At 66.8% G+C, this 21679-nt stretch carries 20 protein-coding genes and 1 tRNA gene; 14 read left to right on the forward strand and 7 right to left on the reverse strand.

Features of this window, described 5'->3' with window-relative positions; all coding sequences use genetic code 11:
- Window positions 1-15 precede the first annotated feature (15 nt).
- Window positions 16-2199 carry a hypothetical protein gene (locus tag EF834_RS15675; RefSeq protein WP_127948174.1) on the reverse strand — a complete coding sequence of 728 codons (2184 nt, stop codon included), beginning with the start codon at window positions 2197-2199 and terminating at the stop codon, window positions 16-18.
- Between the two features lie 147 nt (window positions 2200-2346).
- Here EF834_RS15675 and EF834_RS15680 point away from each other — a divergent pair, with 147 nt between their 5' ends.
- Together EF834_RS15680 and EF834_RS15685 are read left to right on the forward strand one after the other, a co-directional pair.
- Window positions 2347-3147, forward strand: coding sequence for a glycosyltransferase (locus EF834_RS15680; protein WP_127948343.1), 801 nt, complete (start codon window positions 2347-2349; stop codon window positions 3145-3147).
- A gap of 45 nt (window positions 3148-3192) precedes the next feature.
- Entirely contained in the window at window positions 3193-5043 is a 1851-nt protein-coding gene (locus EF834_RS15685; protein WP_206615302.1) for a glycosyltransferase, read from the forward strand.
- A gap of 26 nt (window positions 5044-5069) precedes the next feature.
- Here the strand turns inward: EF834_RS15685 and EF834_RS15690 are convergent, their stop codons facing one another.
- The 5 genes from EF834_RS15690 to EF834_RS15710 form a co-directional block, all read right to left on the reverse strand.
- A complete protein-coding gene (locus EF834_RS15690; RefSeq protein ID WP_127948176.1) occupies window positions 5070-5930 on the reverse strand; it encodes a class I SAM-dependent methyltransferase in 861 nt (286 codons plus the stop codon).
- 146 nt (window positions 5931-6076) lie between these two features.
- On the reverse strand, window positions 6077-6961 hold the full coding sequence (gene glfT1, locus EF834_RS15695; RefSeq protein WP_127948344.1) for a galactofuranosyltransferase GlfT1: 885 nt from the start codon (window positions 6959-6961) through the stop codon (window positions 6077-6079).
- A gap of 26 nt (window positions 6962-6987) precedes the next feature.
- A complete protein-coding gene (gene wzt, locus EF834_RS15700; protein ID WP_127948177.1) occupies window positions 6988-7818 on the reverse strand; it encodes a galactan export ABC transporter ATP-binding subunit Wzt/RfbE in 831 nt (276 codons plus the stop codon).
- Between the two features lie 21 nt (window positions 7819-7839).
- Window positions 7840-8721 carry a galactan export ABC transporter permease subunit Wzm/RfbD gene (gene wzm, locus EF834_RS15705; protein ID WP_127948178.1) on the reverse strand — a complete coding sequence of 294 codons (882 nt, stop codon included), beginning with the start codon at window positions 8719-8721 and terminating at the stop codon, window positions 7840-7842.
- A 58-nt stretch (window positions 8722-8779) separates the two neighbouring features.
- Window positions 8780-9352, reverse strand: coding sequence for a bacterial proteasome activator family protein (locus tag EF834_RS15710; RefSeq protein ID WP_127948179.1), 573 nt, complete (start codon window positions 9350-9352; stop codon window positions 8780-8782).
- A 134-nt stretch (window positions 9353-9486) separates the two neighbouring features.
- Here EF834_RS15710 and EF834_RS15715 point away from each other — a divergent pair, with 134 nt between their 5' ends.
- Complete coding sequence (locus tag EF834_RS15715) at window positions 9487-10695, forward strand: cysteine desulfurase-like protein (RefSeq protein WP_127948180.1); 1209 nt, start codon at window positions 9487-9489, stop codon at window positions 10693-10695.
- A 15-nt stretch (window positions 10696-10710) separates the two neighbouring features.
- Here the strand turns inward: EF834_RS15715 and EF834_RS15720 are convergent, their stop codons facing one another.
- A complete protein-coding gene (locus EF834_RS15720; protein ID WP_127948181.1) occupies window positions 10711-11706 on the reverse strand; it encodes an NAD(P)H-quinone oxidoreductase in 996 nt (331 codons plus the stop codon).
- 54 nt (window positions 11707-11760) lie between these two features.
- Here EF834_RS15720 and EF834_RS15725 point away from each other — a divergent pair, with 54 nt between their 5' ends.
- The 11 genes from EF834_RS15725 (at window position 11761) to EF834_RS15775 (ending at window position 21629) form a co-directional block, all read left to right on the forward strand.
- The gene (locus EF834_RS15725; RefSeq protein WP_127948345.1) at window positions 11761-12924 is read left to right on the forward strand and encodes an alpha-hydroxy-acid oxidizing protein; all 1164 of its coding nucleotides are present in this window, start codon (window positions 11761-11763) and stop codon (window positions 12922-12924) included.
- 98 nt (window positions 12925-13022) lie between these two features.
- Window positions 13023-13457: a MarR family winged helix-turn-helix transcriptional regulator gene (locus EF834_RS15730; RefSeq protein ID WP_127948346.1), complete on the forward strand. Its 435-nt coding sequence runs from the start codon at window positions 13023-13025 to the stop codon at window positions 13455-13457.
- 42 nt (window positions 13458-13499) lie between these two features.
- A tRNA-Ser gene (locus EF834_RS15735) sits at window positions 13500-13584 on the forward strand.
- A gap of 395 nt (window positions 13585-13979) precedes the next feature.
- Complete coding sequence (locus EF834_RS15740) at window positions 13980-14405, forward strand: YncE family protein (protein WP_127948182.1); 426 nt, start codon at window positions 13980-13982, stop codon at window positions 14403-14405.
- Between the two features lie 589 nt (window positions 14406-14994).
- A complete protein-coding gene (locus tag EF834_RS15745) occupies window positions 14995-16083 on the forward strand; it encodes a beta-propeller fold lactonase family protein (protein WP_127948183.1) in 1089 nt (362 codons plus the stop codon).
- Between the two features lie 290 nt (window positions 16084-16373).
- Window positions 16374-17417 (forward strand): beta-propeller fold lactonase family protein, encoded by a 1044-nt coding sequence (locus EF834_RS15750; RefSeq protein WP_164874153.1) that lies wholly within the window; start codon window positions 16374-16376, stop codon window positions 17415-17417.
- Window positions 17418-17796: 379 nt separating this feature from the next.
- Complete coding sequence (locus EF834_RS15755) at window positions 17797-18498, forward strand: TetR/AcrR family transcriptional regulator (protein ID WP_127948185.1); 702 nt, start codon at window positions 17797-17799, stop codon at window positions 18496-18498.
- A complete protein-coding gene (locus EF834_RS15760; RefSeq protein ID WP_164874154.1) occupies window positions 18443-19000 on the forward strand; it encodes a class I SAM-dependent methyltransferase in 558 nt (185 codons plus the stop codon). Before EF834_RS15755 ends, EF834_RS15760 begins: the two co-directional genes overlap by 56 nt.
- 121 nt (window positions 19001-19121) lie before the next feature.
- Window positions 19122-19877 (forward strand): methyltransferase domain-containing protein, encoded by a 756-nt coding sequence (locus EF834_RS15765; RefSeq protein ID WP_127948187.1) that lies wholly within the window; start codon window positions 19122-19124, stop codon window positions 19875-19877.
- Between the two features lie 127 nt (window positions 19878-20004).
- Window positions 20005-20745: a class I SAM-dependent methyltransferase gene (locus EF834_RS15770; RefSeq protein WP_127948188.1), complete on the forward strand. Its 741-nt coding sequence runs from the start codon at window positions 20005-20007 to the stop codon at window positions 20743-20745.
- 80 nt (window positions 20746-20825) lie between these two features.
- Window positions 20826-21629 (forward strand): TlpA family protein disulfide reductase, encoded by an 804-nt coding sequence (locus tag EF834_RS15775; protein WP_127948189.1) that lies wholly within the window; start codon window positions 20826-20828, stop codon window positions 21627-21629.
- The last annotated feature ends 50 nt before the right edge of the window (window positions 21630-21679 follow it).

Consider the following 21679-nt stretch of genomic DNA (forward strand, 5'->3'; position numbering starts at 1 on the left):
TCCCTCAATCGCAGGTCAAGCGTTTGCGACTGGACGACGTCGGGTCCACACCGCGAACCACACCCCCTGCGCGAGCGCGAGGACCAGCCCAGCCCCGGCAAGGCCCAGCCCCAGAGTGGTTCCGGGTGGGGTGAATTCGAGCGTGAGCATCGACTCGCCATTGCCGCTGTCCGGTAGCTCGACCTGCAACAGTCCACCGGGGCTGGCGATGATGTCAACCGCCTCTCCGTCCGCGGTTGCCGTCCATCCGGGCCAGGCGAGCAGCGCGAAAGTGGCTGTGCCGGAACCGGTGTAGGTGACAGTTTCTCGGGTGTCGGTCGAAGCGCGGTCCCCGGTGATTTCGAGACCCGGTGTGGCGGCGGACAGCCGACCGTCCGGCCACGGCCTCGCGGCGGTGCGGGTTCCGACGGTGACGACGCGCTCGGCACGCACGCTCCACTCGTCGGCCGGTAGAGCGTCGAGTGCCTGTGTCGCGCCGTACGGTCCGCTGTTCTGCACGACGACGGTGTCGATGCGCATCGCGTCGAGCCAGGACACCCCGGTGCCCGGCGACTCGGCGCGCAGACGGCTGACCCCGTCGGGGCATTCGACGCCGCCGTAGTAGTTGATGCAGAGGGCCTCGACGAACGAATCGAAGCCGATGCCCGCGTAGTTGTTGACCGCGCGCACGCCCGCCGGCTGGTACAGGCTGCCGAACAGGATGTCGTCCCACTGCCCGGTGGGGTCGTCCTCACTGATGTTCTCGCGGTCCGCGATAACGAACGTCGTGCCGGGATAACGGTCTCCGAAGTGGTCCCGGAGGGAAGCTACCTGACTCGGGAACTTCCACGGCGTGACGTTGTAGTTGCCGGTGAACCACAGGTTGGTCTGCGCGGCCAGCGCCACGACGACTCCTGCCGCGAGCGTCCCGGCGAGCAGGCGAGGTGCACGGGCCGACACGATCAACGCGATGGAGGTGAGCGCTACCGTGATCGCAAGGGCCGCGAGGTGGATGCCGATGTCGTCGGGAATGTTCGCCCACGACAGGTAGAACTGGAGCAGCACCAGCCCGGCGCTGATACCCAGTCGCCGCCTCCAGCGGTCGCGTGCCAGCCCGGCCGACAAGGCGACGGCGGCGACCACCAGCACGGGCAGCTGCCCGTACTCGATGAGGCGTGCGGGCCAGCGGAACAGCCACAGGTCCGACGGGCCCAGCAGCAGCACCAGGTAGATGCCGCCGAACACGGCGAGCGACACGCCGGCGCGGCCGAGGCGCCGCAGCGATCCCCAGCGGATCCACGGCGCGAGCGGCACCAGGAACCACACCAGGTACACCAGGGGCACCGTCGCCGCCGGGGTGTCGAAGATCGGCAGGTACGGCTGGTTCGACAGTGCCGAGAGGTTCAACAGGTCCCCGAGATCCGGCCGCAGGGCGTCGTCGTTGCGGACCCCGGTCTGGGTGCGCACCGAGACGCCCGTTGTGAACGCCAGGGGCAGGTAGACGATCGATGACATCATCAGGATCGCCGCTCCGCTCACCACCAGGGACCGGATGCCGGGATACAACCGCACCGCAACGCATTCGGCGATCACCGCCAGGTACACGACGCCGACCGCTATCGCGCCGTACGGGTTGCCGCTCGTCATCGCCAGGACGCCGAACAGGATCGGTACCAGCGGATTGACCCGCCCCAAGGCGCTCGCGCGGGCCGACCACCACACGTGCGGGATCCATGCGAACGCGATCAGACCCGACGCCCAGGTCGAGGCGTCGAAGTAGAGCGTGTAGCCGGCGAACGGCATCGCGAACCCGGCCACGAACGCCATCGACCGGGTCGCTCCGTACTGGCGGGCGAGGACGTAGACGCCGACCGCGAGCAGCGCCAGGAACTGCATCTTGACCAGCGTCATGCCGACTGCCAGATCCGGCACGGTGGCGACGAGGATCGACTCCGCGAGCAGCACCGGGTTGTAGGTGCCGTACAGCGCCTCGGCGGTGATGTTGCCACCCGCCCACATTTCCGGCAGCAGCGTCGGCCACGATCCCGACAGCAGTCGCTCGCCGATCGTGTACCAGCCCGGCGCGAACGCGGCCGCGCTGTCGTCCCAGTAGTAGAACCACCGATTCGACACCAGCGGGATCGCCGCTACCGCCGCGACGAGCACGGCGAGCACAATCGGCGGCGTCACACGTTCGGCGAGCGGCAGGTCAGGTCTCACGGCAGGCTTTCGTCGGCGGACGGATCGCGAAGCGGCAATATCCCTGTCGTCGGAGCGTAGTATTCCGCCGCGGTTCGCAGGGCACATCGAGAAGGCACATCGAGTGGGGGCGGAGGTCATCGGGTGCGGACGAACTCTGATCGCAGCGTGGGCTCCGATGGCGGCGAGGGCGAGCCCGAGAGCGACGTCGCCCTGTCAATCGTGATCCCGGCGCACAACTCGGGCACGGTCCTCGAGGTGACGGTTCGCCGGTTCGCCGAGCGATTCCGGGGGCAGTCCGTCGAGATCATCGCCGTGGAGAACGGCTCGACGGACGACACCCCCGCGATTTGTGCAGCCATCGCCGACGGGTGGGACACCGCGGGTGTGTCCTTCGTTCCGATGCGCAGTGACAAGGGCATGGGCAACGCCCTCCGCGCCGGCGCGCTCGCCTCGCGCGGGTCGCGGGTGCTGCTCACCGCCGACGACCTGCCGTTCGGCTTCGACGACGTCGACGGTGCCGATCGTGTGGAGCGGGAGACCGGCCGGCGGCCTGCCGTCGTGATCGGTTCCAAGGCCCACCCCAACTCGGTCGCCGACCGGGGCCTGCCGCGGGCGGTGATGACACGGAGCTTCGCGATCTTGCGCCGGGTGATCCTCGGTACCCGTACCGGAGACCCGCAGGGCACGTTCCTGGTCGACGGCGATTTGCTGCGTGCCCTGGTCCCGCACTTGGTCGAGTCCGGGTTCTTGTTCACCACCGAGTTGGACTACGCGGTCGAGTCTGCCGGCATCCGCCCGGTGGAGGTCCCGATCCGGCTCAGCGGCGAGCACCGCGCGCATGCGAGCCGCATCTCCGCCGGCGACGTGGTGCGGATGGCGAAGGGCCTGTGGTCGCTGCGCCGTCGCCGCTCCGCGTTGCGGTCTGCGGCGTCCGCCGCCGCAGGCGCCCGCTCATCGGACAGATAGGGCACGGGGCATGCCGGGGGGTCGGTCCGCGATACCCTGCCCGGTGTGGATCCTGCGAACTCGCCCGGCACCCGACCCCTGCCTGAAAACGAGACCGCCGATCGGCTCGTAGCCCAACGCACTCTGTTCACCGGGACATCACCGGTCGCCAACGAGGAGCTGTACGCGGTCGTCGAAAAGGGCGGCTCGACCCGTGACCGCTTCTCGCTGAACCTGCATGCCGGCGCCAAGGCGCACACCAACACCTTTTTCGGGCGGTTCCCGGCCAGCTACTGGCAGCGGTGGACGACCGCGACAGAGGTCACCGCAAGCGTGCGCGTCCTGTCCACCACGTCGTGCCGGGTGCTGCTCGTCGCGTCCGACATCGGCGGTCACCGTCGCATCGTCGCGGCCAGCACTCCCGACGGTCAGGGCACCGTCACGCTGACCAGTGGCCTCGATCAGTTCGTCGACGGCGGTTCGCTGTGGCTCGAGTTCGAGGCCCTCGACGCCGAGGTGACGTTCGACCGGATCGAGTGGAGTGTCGAGGCCGCGGCGCCGCCGCGTCCCCTCGCTATCGCGATCTGCACGTTCAACCGCGCCGACGACTGCGCGAACACGGTGGCCGCGTTGGCGTCCGACACCCGCGTGGTCGACCAACTCGACGCCGTCTACGTGGTCGATCAGGGCACCGACCCGGTCGAGGACCGCGAGCTGTTCCGAAAGGTCGTGCCCACGTTCGGTGATCGGCTGCACTACCTGCGCCAGCCGAATCTCGGTGGCGCCGGAGGGTTCACGCGCGGGCTGTTCGAGGTGTCGGCGTCCGGCGACGACACCGACGTGATCCTCATGGACGACGACATCCTGTGCGAGCCGGAGACCGTGCTGCGGCTCGGTGCCTTCGCGAACTGCACCACGCGGCCCGCGCTCGTCGGCGCCGAGATGCTGTTCCTCTACAGCCCCAACTACTTGTTGGCGAACGCCGAGCGGGTGGACCTGACGAATCTGCGACGTGGTCTGGCCACGGAGAAGTTCAGTACCCACAACCACAATCTCCTGAAGTCGCTGCCGGAACGCCGGGTCGACACCGAATACAACGGGTGGTGGTCCTGCCTGATCCCGGCCGAGGCCGTGCGCCGGGTCGGGCTGCCGCTGCCGGTCTTCTTCCAGTGGGACGATGTGGAATTCGGGCTACGGTGCGGGCGTGCGGGGATCCCGACGATCACCCTGCCCGGCGCTGCGGTGTGGCACGCCGACTTCTACTGGAAGGACGTCGACGGTTTTGCCCACTACTTCAGCACCCGCAATGGCCTGATCACTGCCGCGCTCGATCCGGGGTTCGCGTCGTCGGCGCTCGTGAAGAACCTCTCGCGGGACATCAGTCGGTCCATCGTCAGCCTGCAATACGGATTGGCGCACACCCAGTTGCGCGCGATCGAGGGTTTCCTCGAAGGCCCGGAAGCTCTCGCCGACGGTGGACAGGCTGCGTTGGCTTCGATCAACGCGGAGCGAAAGCGGTTCGCGGAGACCGTCACTCGTCGAGCCTCTGAGTTGCCTCCGGTAGCAGTGCGACGGGCGGATCCGCCGCCGAACCCGGCCCTCGAGGACGCGATCCTCGCGAAGCGAGTGGTGACCCAGGCCCGGGGTCGACTCGAGCCCGGCCCGGTGTCGATCTCGTTCGAGGACGCACAGTGGTGGCACGTGGGGCGTTTCGCGCACGTGTTCGTCACCGACGCATCGCAGTCCGGGATGCGCGAGCGGCGATTCGATCGGGAACTGGCCTCGGAAATGACCAGGCGCCTCGTCGCGGTCATGAAGCGGTTCCGCACGGAGGCACCGGCTGTGGCCGAGGCCTACCGGCAGGCGTTCCCGCAGCTGACGAGCCGCGAGAACTGGGCCCACCTGTACGAGAATTAGTGTGGGGCAAAGCTTTTCGCGGACAGCTATTCGCGAATGCGGACGACGACCTGCTCGTGGTTGGCGGTGTATGCGAGGTAGTCGAAGCGGATGCCGGTGCGGGTGACGAACTCGCTCCAGGCGCGGTGCTCGTGGTTCTGCCAGCCCGGGTAGTTGAAGTACTCGTCGAACACGAGCACCGATCCGGACACGAGACGATCGCCGACGAGATCGAGCACCGTGCGCGTCGACGAGTACAGGTCGGCGTCGAGGTGGACGAACGCGACGGGGCCCGGATGGTCGGCGAGGAAGCTGGGCAGGGTGTTCTCGAACAGCCCGGATACCAACTGTGCGCCGGGCACCGACGGCAGCGAGTTCTGTGCGAACTCGCCCGCGGGGAACCCGGTGCGCCACGCCTCCGGCAGGCCCGACCAAACGTCGAAGCCCCACACCTCGTGCCCGGTGGGGCGCAGTGAATCGCTGGCGATTCGCAGCGTGGTGCCGTTCCCGACGCCGAACTCCAGAGCCAGGCCGTCGACCTTCACCAGCTCCAGGCCGTGGCGCAGGGTGTCGTGCGGATGCCAGAACACCGGCGCCTTCGGCATGTGGTCGAGCACGAACTGGGCACTCTCGTCGGTGGCGCGGATGTCGAGCGCGTGAGTGATGTCGCGCCGGGTGCGCTGCTCGAGTTCGTTCAGGCGTTCGCTGACCGAGGCCACCTGCCCGCGCGCCTCGGCGATCTCGTTGAGCATGCGGAGCATCTCGCCGTTGTTCGCAGACAGTTCGGCCAGCAACTGGTCGTGTCTGTTCTCCTGCTCGATCCGCGCCTTGCGGTCGGACTCGCGGATCACCTCCGCGACCGCTCGCTGGATTTTGAGCCTGGCCGACTTGCGGAACCGATCGAACATGTTTGTTCCCCTCCCATGTGCGAACGTCGACTCCGTTCCCATGCTGCCAGGGTTCGGTGGGAGGTGTCTGGGTAAAGCCGACGGGCGCGACCGATCTGTGTCAGAGCTGAGCACGCTACGGTTACGGAACAGACGAGGGGACTTCCTCAGGGCCGCTCGAACCGCTCCCGTCGCCCCAATTTCTGCAGCCGCAGCCATTCGAGAAGCCCCTTCGGGTCGCGCCGGCTGACGAGGAAGTACCAGCCGAAGCGTGCGTACTCCTGAGGCAGCAGCTTGCGCATCCCCGGCTGGGACATCAGGTACCCGCGGTTGCGGTAGGTGAAGAACCGCTTGGTCTCGTTGTCCGGGTACTGGGTGTGCATCCGCCCGCCGAGTATGGGCTTGAACTCGTCGGCGCCGTCGGGGTGCACGTACGCGGTCTGTAGGCACGTACCGAACGGCAGCCCGGAGCGGACCAGGCGGCGGTGCACCTCGACCTCGTCACCGCGCACGAACAGGCGCAGGTCCGGTACGCCGACGGCGTCGATGGCGGCCGCGGAGAACAGCGCCCCGTTGAACAGGGAGGCGATGCCGGGCAGCAGGTCGTCGTCGCCCAGTTCGGAGCGCCACCGTCTCCACTCGAGGCCGCGGCGCAGCGGGAACGCGAGCCGGTCCGGGTCGTCGATGTCGCACACGACGGGGGAGACCTCGGCGAGGCCGTGCCGCCTCGCGCACGCCAGCAGTGTTGCGAGAACCTCGGGGCCCTCGGGGTGGCCGTCGTCGTCGGCCAGCCACACCCAGTCTGCGCCTAGCGAGAGCGCGTACAGGATGCCGAGTGCGAATCCGCCGGCGCCGCCGAGATTGTGCTTGGACCCCAGATAGGTGGTGGGGACTTCCGCGCTCTCGACGAGTTCGCGGACGCTGGGCTCGTCGGCGTTGTCCACGACGATGAGATGGTCGAGCGGTCGGGTCTGCCCGGCGAGCACCTTCAGCGACTGGGCCAGCAGTTCGCGCCGCTTGTGGGTGACGACGACGCCGATGACCGTCGCCACAGCGGGGCCAACCCCTAACTGCTCGGTCACGAGGCCCGCCCCCGGCCGGTCTGCTCGGATGGCTCCTTGTCCAGGTCTTCGATCACCTGGCGCACGTGGTCGGCGGCGTCGTCGCCCTCGTACGCGCGCACGACGTCCTCGATGCCGCCGCGCATGCGCACCTGGCCGTGATCGATCCACATCGCGCTGTCGCACAGCTGCGCGAGGAACTCGTTGGAGTGGCTGGCGAACACCAGGATGCCGGAGCGCTCGACGAGCTTCTGCAGGCGGGTGCGGGCCTTCTTCATGAACTCCGCGTCGACCGCGCCGATACCCTCGTCGAGCAGCAGGATCTCGGGGTCGATGCTGGTGACCACGCCCATCGCCACGCGCACCCGCATGCCAGTCGAGTAGGTGCGCAGCGGCATGTTCAGGTACTCGCCGAGCTCGGTGAACTCGGCGATCTCGTCCATCTTCGCCATCATCTGCTTGCGGGTCTGCCCCAGGAACAGCCCGCGGATGATGATGTTCTCGTACCCGGAGATCTCGGGGTCCATGCCGACACCGAGGTCGAAGACCGGTGCCACGCGGCCACGGACGCGGGCGCTGCCACGGGTGGGCTCGTAGATGCCCGACAGCAGTCGCAGCAGCGTCGACTTGCCGGCGCCGTTGTGGCCGACCAGACCGACGCGGTCGCCCTCCTCGAGCGAGAGTGTGATGTCGCGCAGTGCCTCGACCACGACGACGTCGGAATTGTTGCGGCCGATCGCGCCGCCGGCCTTCCCGAGGAACGCCTTCTTCAGCGACCGCGACTTGGCGTCGAAGATCGGGAAGTCGACGCAGGCGCCGCGGGTCTCGATGCTCACCTTGCTGGTCATGTCCGACACGACGTGGCCCCCTTAGACCCAGTAGGCCACTCGGGCCCGGTACTTGCGGAGTGCGTACAGCGCGAGCGCCCAGCCGAAGACGGTGAAGCCCAGCACGATGTACCAGTGGTAGGCATCCTGATCTTGTCCGATCATCGGCGCGCGCACGATGTCGAGGAAGTGGAACAGCGGATTCAGTTCCGCGATCTTGGCCCGCCTGGCGACCTCCTCACCCTGCGCCTCGAGCGCCTGGGTGGACCACATGATCGGGGTCAGCACGAACAGCAGCAGGGTCAGGCTTCCGAGGATCGGTGCGATGTCGCGGTAGCGGGTGGCGAAGATGCCGAAGACGATCGACACCCACAGCGCGTTGAGTATCAGCAGGCCGAACGCGGGAATCGCCGTCAGAGATGTCCAGCTCAGGTGTCGCCACACCCCGAACGCGACCAGCAGGATCACGTAGATCAACAGGTTGTGCGCCAGCAGCAGGATCTGCCGCCACACCAGCCGGTACACGTGCACGCTCAGCGCCGACGGCAGCTGCTTGATCAGCCCCTCGTTGGCGATGAACACCTCGGAGCCCTCGAGGATCGACGCGCTGATCAGCGCCCATACGATCAGGCCCACGGTGACGTACGGCAGGAACTCCTGGAGGGGGATGTTCAACAGCGCCGAATACAGAATGCCCATCGCGGTCGCCTGCACGCCGGTGGCGATCGTGATCCAGAACGGGCCGATCACCGAACGGCGGTAGCGCTGCTTGATGTCCTGCCAGCCGAGATTGAGCCACAGCTCCCGCTGCGCGAACCCGTCCCGCAGGTCCTGGAACGCGCGACGGAACGTCTGCGAGTCGGACACGGCGTGGCCGGTCTCGCCGTCCGACGCCGGCTGGTGATCCAAGGCTGCTGCTGACACGGGTTCCGAGCCTACCGTCCGGACGGGGACCGACCCGCCTGACCGGGTTGGCCTGGGTCTAGAGGTACTGGCCGGTGCCGGACGACGGGCCGTCGTCCGGTCCCTGCACTCGTCCTATACCCATTCCGGGCGGGAGGGCGCCCTGACGTATCTGCTCGAGTTGCGCGCGCGCCGCCATCTGCTGGGCGAACAGCGCCGTCTGGATGCCGTGGAACAAGCCCTCGAGCCAGCCCACCAGCTGGGCCTGCGCGATCCGCAGTTCCGCGTCCGTCGGCACTGTGTCGTCCTTGAAGGGCAGCGTGAGCCGCTCGAGTTCCTCGCGCAGCTCGGGCGCCAGGCCCTGCTCGAGCTCCCGCACCGACGACTTGTGGATCTCCTTCAGCCGCGTGCGGCTGGCGTCGTCGAGCGGCGCGGCACGTACCTCCTCGAGCAGCTGTTTGATCATCGTGCCGATGCGCATGACCTTCGCCGGCTGCTCCACCATGTCGGTGAGCGCGTCCTGATCGTCCTGCTCGGTTCCGGCTTCGGGCGCAGCCTGTGGGCTCTCGGCGCGGTCCCCGCCGTGGGCAATGGGGACTGGGCGGCCGTCGGGGCCGATCACGAGCACGCGTTCGTTGTCCGGTTGCGTCATAACTCCATTTTCTATGTTCCGGCGGCGGGCTGCCGAGGGTGGGTCGTTCGACCCGGAAACGGCATGTGCCAACGCCTGTCTCAGGGCCGGTTCTGGATCGCCTGGTGTTGACATCGGGACCTAGAGTGTCCGACATGGCTTATGACGTTGCCCGGGTACGTGGACTGATCCCGTCGCTGGGCGATGGATGGGTCCACCTCGACCCGCAAGCCGGAATGCAGATCCCCGATGCTGTGTCGCGATCCGTATCCACGGCCTTCCGGGCGTCCTCGTCCTCGTCCTCGTCGACGGGTCGTCACCTGTCCTCGCAACGCAGCGCCGGGATCGTCACCGCCGCGCGTGAGGCGGTAGCCGACCTCGTCGGCGGCGACCCCGCGGGTGTCGTGTTGGGCTCCGACCGGGCGGTACTGCTGGCGTGGCTGGCCGAATCGCTCAGCTCCCGGCTCGGGCTCGGGACCGGGCTGGTGCTGTCTCGTCTCGACGAGGAAGCCAACATCGCCCCATGGCTGCGGGTCGCAAGCCGGTACGGCGCGCGCGTCCGGTGGGCCGAGGTGGAGATCGAGACGTGCGAGCTGCCGAGCTGGCAGTTCACAGAACTGGTCGAGCCGACGACGCGGCTGGTGGCGCTCACCGCGGCGTCGTCGATCGTCGGATCGGCGCCGGCGGTGCGCGCCGCGGCCGACTGCATCCACGAGGTCGGGGGCCTGATCGTCGTCGACGCGATCGGCGCCGCGCCCTACGCGCACGTCGACGTCGGAGAGCTCGGTGCCGACGTCGTCGCCGTCAATGCGACGTCGTGGGGTGGCCCACAGGTCGGTGCACTGGTGTTCCGCGATCCGACGATGCTGGAGCGAATTCCGTCGATGTCGCTCAACCCGCACGCCCGTGGCCCCGAACGACTGGAGGTCGGCGGCCACCAGTTCGCGCTGCTCGCCGGGCTGACCACCTCGATCGACTTCCTGGCCGGGCTCGAGGAGACCGCGACGGGAACCCGACGCCAGCGTCTCGAGACGTCCATCAGCTCGCTGCAGGACTACCACGACCAGCTGTTCGAATACCTGATGCGCTCTCTCGATGCGCTGCCGCTGGTGACGGTCATCGGGCGGTCGCCGATTCGGGTGCCCACGCTGAGCTTCACCGTCGCCGGCATGACCGCCGACAAGGTGGCCGCACATCTCGCGGACAACCGGATCGCGACCTTCAGCGGCCCCGGGGTCGGTGGTCGCCTGCTCGACGCGCTGGGCGTCAACGACGAGGGCGGCGCGATCACCATCGGCCTCGCGCCGTACACCACCCGGTACGAGATCGACCAGCTCGTCAAGCACCTGTCGTCGCTGAGCTGAACCCGTCCGGCCCGGTCAGTCCTCCGCGACCGCGAGGACCAGCTTCCCGACGACGTCGGGGGAGTCGAGCATCTCGTGCGCCGTCCGCGCCTCGGTGATCGGCAATTCCGCGTGCACGATCGGCTGGACGATGCCGTCGCGGACCAGCGGCCACAGCTTGTCGCGGACCGCGGCGATCACCGCGGCCTTGCTCGACGGGCCCTTCACGGGACGTCCCCGCAGCCCGGTCGCGAGTATCCGGCCCCGCTTGGCGAGCAGCTTGGCGATGTTCAGTTCGCCGGCGAAGCCGCCCTGCATGCCGATGATCACCAGCTGGCCGTCGGGTGCGAGGGCGTCGATGTTGCGGTCGAGGTACGACGCGCCCATGTTGTCGAGGATTACGTCGGCGCCGTGGCCGCCGGTGGCCTCGCACAGCACCTCGACGAAGTCCGACTCGCGGTAGTTGATCAGGATCTCGGCACCGAGTTCGGCGCACCGCTCGAGTTTGGCGGCGGATCCGGCGGTGACCGCGACGCGGGCGCCGAGGGCCCTGCCGACCTGGACGGCGTGGGTGCCGATGCCGCCCCCGCCGCCGTGGACCAGGAGCACCCGGCCCGCGCGCAGGCCGCACTCCATGACCAGGTTCGACCACACGGTGCACGCCACCTCGGGCAGTGCCGCCGCCGCCCGCAGATCCATCCCTTCGGGGACCGGCAGGAGTTGCGTGGCCGGGACGGCGACCTTCTCGGCGTAGCCGCCGCCGGCGAGCAGCGCCGCCACACGGTCGCCGACCCGCCAGCCGCGGACGTCCCGTCCGATTTCGGCGATCACACCGGAACACTCGAGGCCGAGGATGTCGCTCGCGCCGGGTGGCGGCGGATACAGGCCGCGGCGCTGCAGCAGGTCGGCGCGGTTGACGGCCGTCGCGGCCACGTCGAGGACGACCTCGCCGGGCCCGGGTGTCGGATCGGGAACCTCGGTCCAGGACATCACTTCGGGCCCACCGGGCCCGGAAATCGTGATCGCGTACATGCCCCCGACGCTAGTCCGTCGCGCTAGCGTCACCGCGTGACCATTTTCGGCAATATGCAGAACGAAATCTATTTCACCGGCCTCTCGGGGACGCTCCCGGACCTGCCGATGACCGCTGCCGGTCTCGAGGCGCGTGCGCGGGAGGAGCTGACAGCGGAGGCGTACGCCTACATCGCCGGCAGCGCGTCCACCGAGCGCACCGCGGCGGCGAACCTCGACGCCTTCTCCCGGCACGCGCTCGTGCCTCGGATGCTGCGCGGCACCACCGCTCCCGACGCCCGCGACCTCAGTGTCGAGATCCTGGGCACCCGGCTCGCGGCACCGGTGCTCACCGCCCCGATCGGGGTGCTCGACCTGGTGCGCGACCGGGGGGAGACGATCGTCGGCCAGGTGGCTGCCGACCTGGGTGTCGGGTCGGTGCTCTCGACCGCCGCGTCGTCGACGATCGAGGACGTCGGGGCCGTCTCGGGCGATAGCTGGTGGTACCAGCTGTACTGGCCGGCCGACGACGAGTTGGCGCAGTCGCTGGTGCAGCGCGCCGCGAAGGCCGGCGCGAAGGCGATCGTCGTCACCGTCGACACTCCGGGACTGGGCTGGCGGCCAAGAGATCTCGAACTCGGACATCTCCCGTTCCTGCGGGCACAGGGCATCGCGAACTACCTGTCGGATCCGGTGTTCCGCTCGAAGTTGGCGACTGCGCCGGAGGACGGTCCCGAGGCGATGCAGATGGCGGTGCTCACGTGGGCGTCGCTGTTCGGCAACCACACGCTGCAGGCGTCGGACATCACGAAGATCCGCGAATGGACCGGTCTCCCCGTTCTGGTGAAGGGCGTCCTCCACGAGGACGACGCACGAGCCGTCGTCGACGCGGGCGCCGATGGCGTGGTCGTCAGCAACCACGGCGGCCGTCAGGTCGACGGTGCGATCGCCGCACTCGATGCCCTCGGGCCCGTCGCCGCGGCGGTCAAGGACCGGGCGACCGTGCTCCTGGACTCCGGAATTCGCTGCGGCGCAGACGTGTTGATCGCACTCGCCCTCGGGGCCGACGCGGTGCTGTACGGGCGACCATGGGTCTACGGGCTGGGGCTCGCAGGCGCCGACGGTGTCCGGCATGCGCTGCGAATGCTGTTGGCGGACCTGGACGTCACGATGGGGTTGGCCGGTCTGTCCGGCGTCGCCGAGATCGATGCGAGCGTGCTGCGTTCTGTTGGGAGATAGCGTTCTGTCGGGAGACCATGTAGCACTACGATGCATACGTGATTGCACGTGCTCGAGAAACCGCGGGTGCCGGGGTGGCGTGGCTCGGTGCCGAGGAAATGCGCGCGTGGCGCGGCTTCATCGATGGCAGTCAGCGACTGATGGACGTGCTGAATCGTGAGTTGCAGTCCGCACACGACATTTCCCTGGCCGAGTACCGGATCCTCGCGATGCTGTCGGAGTCGCTGGACGGGGCGCTGCGGATGAGTGACCTCGCCGACGGCGTGCTGTCGTCGCGCAGCCGGCTCACCCACCAGATCCGGCGCATGGAGAACGAGGGCATGGTCGAGCGCGGCCAGTGCGTCGAGGACGGCCGCGGCGTGCTCGCCGTCATCACCGACGAGGGTCGGCGCCGGCTCGCCGAAGCCGCTCCCACCCACGTCGCCGGGGTACGCAACTACCTCATCGACCTGCTGGACACGACGGAGTTGAAGGTCCTCGCCGAGGTGTTCGACAAGGTCGACGGCGCCATCGGCGACCGCGGAGTCGACTAATCGGTTTCCCCAGCGGCGACCACTGCGGTTAGGATTCGCCACGGAAGCGTGGCAGAGCGGCCGAATGCACTCGCCTTGAAAGCGAGCGTCGTGAAAGCGACCGGGGGTTCAAATCCCTCCGCTTCCGCCGACGCCCCTCACCTGTCACCACAGGTGAGGGGCTATTTTTCTCGAGCGGGGACTCCTGCTGATGCTGACCAAGTGGGTGGGAATCGCTGACTCGCACGGCCCGCCGCATCCCATGCGTTTGTGTGCCCTGTCACGCTCTCCCGGTCTATACCGGTATGTCCGGTATGAAACCGAATCGGGGGGACTATTCGGTTTCCATTCTTGTCTTTCCGCGTCCCCGAGACCGCAGCGACGCCGGCACCCACCGGCGTCCTGTCCTGGATCGAAGGAGTCCAATCACGATGCACCACACCAGTGTTGACCTGTTCCGACGCCGGGGTACCCCCGGCTCGGGGCCCCGCGCCCGGCGCCGGTACGCGGCGGGAGTCACCGCCGCCGTGGCGGCCTGGGCTCATGCTCACTGCCGCCCACGCTGGCCCGGCCGACCACGCCGACACGGTCATAGACACCATCAGGGTCGGCGACCGCCCGCACCATCTGGCCTTCACCCCCGACGGCACCTGCGCCTACGTCAGCCACGGCGCCGGCAACGGCCAGGTGTCGGTGATCGACACCACCACCAACACCGTCACTGACACCATCGACCTAGGCCCAAGCCCGTACGACCTGGCGATCTCCCCGAACGGCACCCACGCCTACGTCACCCTCGGTCGCGGCACGGTGTCGGTGGTCGACACCACCACGAACACCGTCGTCGAGACCGTCACGGTCAGCAAGAGGTGGCTGTGGCCCGGACAGGGGTGGCCGCTCAACCTTGCGATCTCGCCCGACGGCACCCTCGTCTACGTCACCCAATTCGACGGCGACTGGTGTCTGTGATCGGGATCGGCCAGGGGCAGTCGTCACTCGGCAGCCTCGGCTCACTGGGCGAACTGTTCTGACCGACAGGCTCCACTGCATGGAATGGCCGTCCACCGCCCCGTTGGGCGGCCATCCGTCTTTCCCGGGCTTCGAAGGCCTCTCGACTGGCTGGATCGTCCACCTCACGCTTCCGCCGAAGCCCCTCACCTGTCATCGCAGGTGAGGGGCTAATTTTCTCTACCGGGGGTCTTGCTGACGCTAAACAGGTGGGTGGGAATCGCTTGGGATTTTCACAGCACACGATCAATCTGCTTCGAGCACACACGCTCGCTGGCACGGTCAGCGATGCCGCTGTGTGCCGCAAGTCGTGCGGAGCGACCTTGGGGCACCCGAGTGCCTGACCGGCTGACTTGCATGGCACGCCACGTCTCGTGCGCTCGCGCACTGTGTAACACTTCCGCGGCCTGCATCGGTATGTCCGGTATGTCCGGTATGGAGCCGAATTGGGGGACTGCTCGGTTCCATTCTTGTCTTTCCGTGTCCCCGAGACCGCAGCATCGCCGGTGCCCACCGGCGCCCTGTTCTTGATTGAAGGAGTCCGATCACGATGCCACACAACAGTGTTGACGCGTACCGCGCCCGGCGCCGGTACGCGGCGGGATTCACCGCCGCCCTGGCGGCCGGGCTGATGCTCACGGGCGCCCCGGCCGCTCACGCCGACACCGTTACCGACACTATCGAGGTCACAGGCTGGCCGGAAGAAGTCACGATCACCCCCGACGGCACCCGCGCCTACGTCACCCACGCTGGTCGCAACACGTTGTCGGTGATCGACACCGCCACCAACACCGTCAGTAGCACCTTCGTCGTTCGCAACGATCCGGGCAAGGTGGCGTTCACCCCCGACGGCACCCGCGCCTACATTCCCACCAGCTATGACGACTCGGTGTCGGTGATCGACACCACCACCAACGCCGTCACCGACACCATCGCCGTCGGCGCCGAACCGCAGAAGGTGGCGATCACGCCCGATGGCACCCGCGCCTACGTCGCCAACGGAAACAAGGTGTCTGTGATCGACACGACCACCAACACCGTCACCACCACTGTCCCGGTCGGTGGTTGGTCGTACGACCTGGAGATCACGCCCGATGGCACCCGCGCCTACGTTGCCAACGGGGGCAAGGTGTCTGTGATCGACACCACCGCCAACACCGTCGTCGATACCGTCGCGGTCCCCGACGACGGCTTCGAGGCAAGGGAGTTGGCGATTGCGCCGGATGGCACCCGCGCCTACGTCACCCCTTACGAGGGCACCACGGTGTCGGTGATCGACACCGCCACCAATACCGTTGTCGATACTGTCGCGGTCGGCGCCCGCCCGTCCGACGTCGCGATCACCCCCGACGGCGCCCGCGCCTACGTCACCAACGGCACCAAGGTGTCGGTGATCGACACGACCACCAACAGGGTTACCACCACCACTACGCTTGGCCGCTACCAGTGGACCACTTCGTCGGCACCATCGGCGAATGCGGTGGCGATCACCCCCGACGGCACCCATGCGTACGTCGCCGTCAATGGTTCCAGTTTTTCTGGTCGTAGGTCGTTGCCGTCTGCTGTGTCGGTGATCGCGATCGACGACGCACAGTCGCTACTTGGCAGCCTTGGTTCATTGGACTGGCCGTTGTCCTGACCGACACGCTCCACCGCACGGAACGGCCGTCCACCCGCCCGGGGTGGGCGGCCGTCCGTATCTTTCCCGGGCTTCGACGGTCGCTCGACTGGCTGACTCGCACCGCACGCCACATCTCGTGCGTTTGCGCACTCTGTAACGCTTTCCCGGGCTGCGCCGTTATGTCCGGTATGGAACCGAATCGGGGGGGACTATTCGGTTTTTCATTCTCGTCTTCTTACGCCCCCGAGACCGCAGCGACGCCGGCACCCACCGGAAGTGCTGTCCTGGATCGAAGGAGTCCAATCACGATGCACCACATCAGTGTTGACCCGTCCCGCCGCCGGGGTACCCCCGGCTCGGGGACCCGCACCCGGCGCCGGTACGCGGCGGGAGTCACCGCCGCCGTGGCGGCAGGGCTCATGCTCACCGCTGCCCCGACCGCGCAAGCCGACACCTTCACCAAAACCATCCCGGGCTCCTACATCGACTACGTGATCACCCCCGACAGCGCCCGCGTCTACGCCTTGGACAACAGCGACGACGTGCTCGACGTGATCGATACCTCCACCAACAGGGTGACGACCACCATCGACGTCGGCTGGTTCCCGGGGGAAGTGGATATCACCCCGGACGGCACCCAGGTGTACGTCGTCAGCCAGCTCGACGACTCGGTGTCGGTGATCGACACCGCCACCAACACCGTCTCCACCACCATCGCCATCGAAGGGGGGCGCGACCTGGCCATCACTCCCGACGGCACCCGCGCCTACGTCGCCAGCGCCGTCAACGAGACGGTGTCGGTGATCGACACCGCCACCAACACCGTCATCGCCACCATCGATGTCGCCGACGACCCGTATTGGGTGGCGATCACCCCCGACGGCGGCCTCGTCCGCGTCACCCACTACTACGACGACACGGTGTCGGTGATCGATACCGCCACCAACACGCTCACCGATGCGGTCCCGGTCTTCCCGCCGTACAACGGGGAGATCACCCCCGACGGCACCCGCGCCTACTTCCCCGGAGAAAATTCGGTGGTAGTGAAAGACACCGCCACGGACGCCGTCATCGAGCGTGTCGAACTCCCCGCCCCCAGCAGGTGCCACTTTGACCCTTTCCTCCCCGACCATGACCATCCCCATGTCTACTACCCATCGAAGATAAGGATCACGCCCGACGGCACCCAGGCGTACGTCTTCTTCAGAGGCAATATCAGGGTGATCGCGATCGGCCAGGCATGGTCACCGCCCGAGCCCGATGTGGAAATGTCACTCGAGCTTGGAAGTGCGTTACTCGGGGGAGTGGGCAGCCTCGGCTCACTGGAGGCTCTCGGGTCAACTTGCGAATAGTGATCGCGATCGACGACGCACAGCCGTCACGCGGCAGCCTCGGCTCACTCGGCTGACCGGGCTGCTCTGAGCGACAAGGTTCACCGCACGGGATGGCCGCCCACCCGCCCCGGGTGGGCGGCCATCCGTCTCTGGCCCCCGGCTTCGAGGGCCACTCTGATCTGGAACTGGGCTCCAGTTCCGGGACCTTCGCGTTGAAGCTCGGGCGGGGCCACACTTGCCAATGTTCGAGCCTGCTCGGGGGCACTCCCTGCTTCGTCCAGATCGTCGCGACTCCTGCCCTCTTATTGCGCTCGGATTCATCACGGGCATTACGTAAGAACTCGGCGTATGCTGAATTCTGTATATAGTGAATTCGGTGGTTCAGAGAGGTTGAGACGTGAAACGTCCTGCCAAGCACACCGGGCGCCGTCCAGGACCCAACACCACCCGGGCCCTCATCGAGAACACCGCCCGAAAGCAGTTCGCGAAGCTGGGTTATGACCGCACCTCGATGCGACAGGTCGCCATTGAGGCCGGAGTGGACCCGGCTCTGGTGAGTCACTACTTCGGCAGCAAGCTCGATCTCTTCATGGCCGTGGTCGAATTGCCGATCGACCCGAGAGTGCTGATCGATCACGTCACCAGCGGTGAGCCCGATAGCGCCGGGGTGCGGTTGGCCACCTTCGTGCTCGACATCCTCGACGACGAGGTTCGTCGCCGACCCATCGTTGGGATGATCCGCGCTGCGACGTCCGAACCCGAAGCCGCGCGGCTGGTGCGAGAGTTCCTCACGCGAAATCTCGTCGTCCCCATCGCCGAGCGTTTGGACGCCGATCACGCCGACTACCGGGCCGGGCTGGTGATGTCACAGACGATCGGTCTGACGTTGGCGCGCTACATCGTCGGGATCGAACCGCTGGCTTCCCATCCCCGCGAGCTCGTCGCCGCCGATCTGGGAGCGACACTGCAGCGCTACCTGCTCGGCGAGCTCAGTCACCCACCGATCGACCAAGAGGGGGCCGACCATGAGTTGGCGCCACGCCGTGTTCGACACGATCTACCGGCTCGGCCGGCCGATGTGGGACACCCCGCCCCCTGACCAACTGCGCGACGCCGTCGAAGGCGAGGATGCACTGCCACCCGGGCACGCACTCGATGTCGGCTGTGGGACCGGCACCAACGTGATCTACCTGGCCAAGCATGGCTGGCGGGCCACGGGGGTCGACTTCTCGGCCACCGCCATCCAGCGTGCGCGGCGTGCTGCTGATGGCATTGACGGGGCCGCCTTCCTGGAGGGTGACGCGACCGAACTCTCGCAGCTGGAGATCGGCAAACCCATCGACCTCGTGCTGGACATGGGCTGCTATCACTCACTGCCCGACGCCGCCAAACCCATCTATGTCGCCGAGTTGGCGGGGGTCACCGAGGCGGGAACGCCGTTGATGATGTGGGAGACCCTCCGCATCAAACCCGAAAAGATCTCCGATGCGTTCAGCCGCGACTTCACCGTTGAACGTTTCGAGCGCAAAGATTTCATCCTCGAGCGGTTCATGTTGCGCCGCGCCATCGCCGGCACCTGGTACTGGCTGAGACGCCGTTGAACCCTCACCGTTGCAGGGCAAGTCATGAGCTTTCACAAAAGCAAACGCACCCCGACGAGGGTGATCAGACCGCGTCCGACGGCGCGAACAAGTAGTGAACAGACACTGAGGAGTAGGGATTATGTCTAGTTCTCAACGACCAGATTTTGACGTGCTGTACCGCAGCGGGCAGACGACAGACGGAGAAGCAACGTTGACGCCGTGGGATATCGGCGGCCCGCAGCCCGTGGTGCAGGAGTTGGTGGCCTACGGCGCCGTGCGCGGCGAGGTGCTCGATCCGGGGACCGGGCCGGGCCATCATGCGATCTACTACGCGTCGAAGGGATACTCGGCCACAGGTATTGACGCTTCGTCCGCGGCGATCGAACAGGCCAGACGCAACGCGCAGACGGCCGGGGTGACGGTGGACTTTCGGGTGGCCGACGCGACGGCGCTCGAGGGACTCGAGAATCGGTTCGACACCGTCGTCGACAGTGCCTTCTACCACACCTTCGAGGAAGACGAAGAGACCCAGGAACGGTATGCGCGGGCCTTGCACCGGGCCACCAAACCCGGAGCGCGACTGTACATGTTCGAGGTCGGCTGCCACAACGTCAACGGTCTACAGTTTCAAGGGTTGCCAGCCGAGAACTTCGCGCGGGTACTTCCGGCGTCGGGCTGGCGCATCGACTACCTGGGGACCACCACCTACCAAGCCCGCTTCGCCCCCGAGGCCTTTGCCAAGATGTCCGCATTGATCAGCAACCCGGAGTGGTTAGAGGAGTGGGCAGAGCGGATGGGGCCTGTCATGGAGCAACTCCGAGCCATCGGGCCGCTGCTGGAAAACCACCTGGTGCATGCGCCGTTCTGGGCCGTGCACGCTGTGCGTATCGAGTAGTCCTTGCCCCGGCTAGCGCATTTGAAAACTTGCTTGGATCTAGAGGATTGGGGTTCTCAATCGAATTGTCCAGACCGCGTCCGACGACGCGAATCGGTAATGAACAAGACACTGAGGAGTAGGAAAGATGTCTTCTCAACGACCAGATTTTGACGCGCTGTATCGCAGCGGGCAGACGACAGACGGAGGGGCACCGTTGACGCCGTGGGATATCGGCGGCCCGCAGCCCGTGGTGCAGGAGTTGGTGGCCTACGGCGCCGTGCGCGGCGAGGTGCTCGATCCGGGGACCGGGCCGGGCCATCATGCGATCTACTACGCGTCGAAGGGATACTCGGCCACAGGTATTGACGCTTCGTCCGCGGCGATCGAACAGGCCAGACGCAACGCGCAGACGGCCGGGGTGACGGTGGACTTTCGGGTGGCCGACGCGACGGCGCTCGAGGGACTCGAGAATCGGTTCGACACCGTCGTCGACAGTGCCTTCTACCACACCTTCGAGGAAGACGAAGAGACCCAGGAACGGTATGCGCGGGCCTTGCACCGGGCCACCAAACCCGGAGCGCGACTGTACATGTTCGAGGTCGGCTGCCACAACGTCAACGGTCTACAGTTTCAAGGGTTGCCAGCCGAGAACTTCGCGCGGGTACTTCCGGCGTCGGGCTGGCGCATCGACTACCTGGGGACCACCACCTACCAAGCCCGCTTCGCCCCCGAGGCCTTTGCCAAGATGTCCGAATTGATCAGCAACGAGGAGTGGGCAGAGCGGATGCGGCCCGTCCTGGAGCAACTCCGATCCATCGGGCCGTTGCTGGAAAACCATCTGGTGCATATGCCGTTCTGGGCCGTGCACGCTGCACGTATCGACTAACCCTTGCCCCGGTGAGCGCATTTGAAAGCTCTCTTGGATCTTAGGAATTGGGGTGTTCGAACAAACTGGAAGGAGAAACGATGACCACATCTGATTCGGCGTCGCCGAGCGCACAGGAAACCAGCAGCGCGAAGCCTTCTCCAGCCCTGGAGGCCGCTCTGATCTATAACTACAGACGTTTCGACCCGAGCGAATATCCGCTGCACCAGGAATTCGGCGGCCCGAAGATCGGCGATCCGGCACCGGATTTCCGCGTCACCGACATCGACGGAGCCGAGGTGGCGCTGTCTGACTTCCGCAGCCGGTTCGTGGTCCTGGAAACCGGTTGTGCCACTTGCCCGATGTTCGGAAAGGGCATCACGACGATGAACGCGCTCGCGTACCGGTTTCCGGAGGTCGCGTTCCTGGTGCTCTATATCCGCGAAGCCCACCCCGGTGAGAACGTCGGCCCCCATCGCTGTCTCGCCGATAAGACAGCCGCAGCGAACTTGTTGCGTCAGGAGGAGCGGGAAGGACGCCGCATTCTCATCGATACCCTCGACGGCCAGGTTCACAAAGCCTATGGGGGCATGCCCAACGTCATTTATGTGATCGATCCACAAGGGACCGTGGTGTTTCGGAACATGTGGAACGACCCCTCAGCCGTCGAAGAGGCCCTGAAGCAGGCCATGGCCGGGGGTGATCCAAGCCGGCTGCGTGCCCGACCTCGCCTGGCGAGCCCGGCGGTGGCCCGGCGGGTCATGCGACGCGCCGGCAGGCAAGCAGTGTTGGACATGGTTCGGGCCTCTCCCAGGATTGTTCCGATAATCCCCAGACTGATCCGGGGAGATCTCAAATCAGCCCGCGATGGTCGCGTCCCACACTGGCGGGTATCCCGGCGATGAGATCGCACGACCGACTGAATTGATGTGATCTAGTTCATACAGGACATTGA

The organism is Rhodococcus spongiicola (assembly GCF_004011835.1).
GTDB classification, from domain to species: domain Bacteria; phylum Actinomycetota; class Actinomycetes; order Mycobacteriales; family Mycobacteriaceae; genus Prescottella; species Prescottella spongiicola.

Excerpts from the sequence above, each read along its gene's own strand:
- EF834_RS15745 (WP_127948183.1), top strand. The coding sequence starts at position 14,995 with ATGCCACACAACAGTGTTGACGCGTACCGCGCCCGGCGCCGGTACGCG.
- EF834_RS15770 (WP_127948188.1), top strand. The coding sequence starts at position 20,005 with ATGTCTTCTCAACGACCAGATTTTGACGCGCTGTATCGCAGCGGGCAG.
- EF834_RS15690 (WP_127948176.1), bottom strand. The coding sequence starts at position 5,930 with ATGTTCGATCGGTTCCGCAAGTCGGCCAGGCTCAAAATCCAGCGAGCG.
- EF834_RS15765 (WP_127948187.1), top strand. The coding sequence starts at position 19,122 with ATGTCTAGTTCTCAACGACCAGATTTTGACGTGCTGTACCGCAGCGGG.
- EF834_RS15725 (WP_127948345.1), top strand. The coding sequence starts at position 11,761 with ATGCAGAACGAAATCTATTTCACCGGCCTCTCGGGGACGCTCCCGGAC.
- EF834_RS15720 (WP_127948181.1), bottom strand. The coding sequence starts at position 11,706 with ATGTACGCGATCACGATTTCCGGGCCCGGTGGGCCCGAAGTGATGTCC.
- wzt (WP_127948177.1), bottom strand. The coding sequence starts at position 7,818 with ATGACCAGCAAGGTGAGCATCGAGACCCGCGGCGCCTGCGTCGACTTC.
- EF834_RS15775 (WP_127948189.1), top strand. The coding sequence starts at position 20,826 with ATGACCACATCTGATTCGGCGTCGCCGAGCGCACAGGAAACCAGCAGC.
- EF834_RS15730 (WP_127948346.1), top strand. The coding sequence starts at position 13,023 with ATGCGCGCGTGGCGCGGCTTCATCGATGGCAGTCAGCGACTGATGGAC.
- EF834_RS15740 (WP_127948182.1), top strand. The coding sequence starts at position 13,980 with ATGCTCACTGCCGCCCACGCTGGCCCGGCCGACCACGCCGACACGGTC.
- EF834_RS15750 (WP_164874153.1), top strand. The coding sequence starts at position 16,374 with ATGCACCACATCAGTGTTGACCCGTCCCGCCGCCGGGGTACCCCCGGC.
- EF834_RS15715 (WP_127948180.1), top strand. The coding sequence starts at position 9,487 with ATGGCTTATGACGTTGCCCGGGTACGTGGACTGATCCCGTCGCTGGGC.
- EF834_RS15710 (WP_127948179.1), bottom strand. The coding sequence starts at position 9,352 with ATGACGCAACCGGACAACGAACGCGTGCTCGTGATCGGCCCCGACGGC.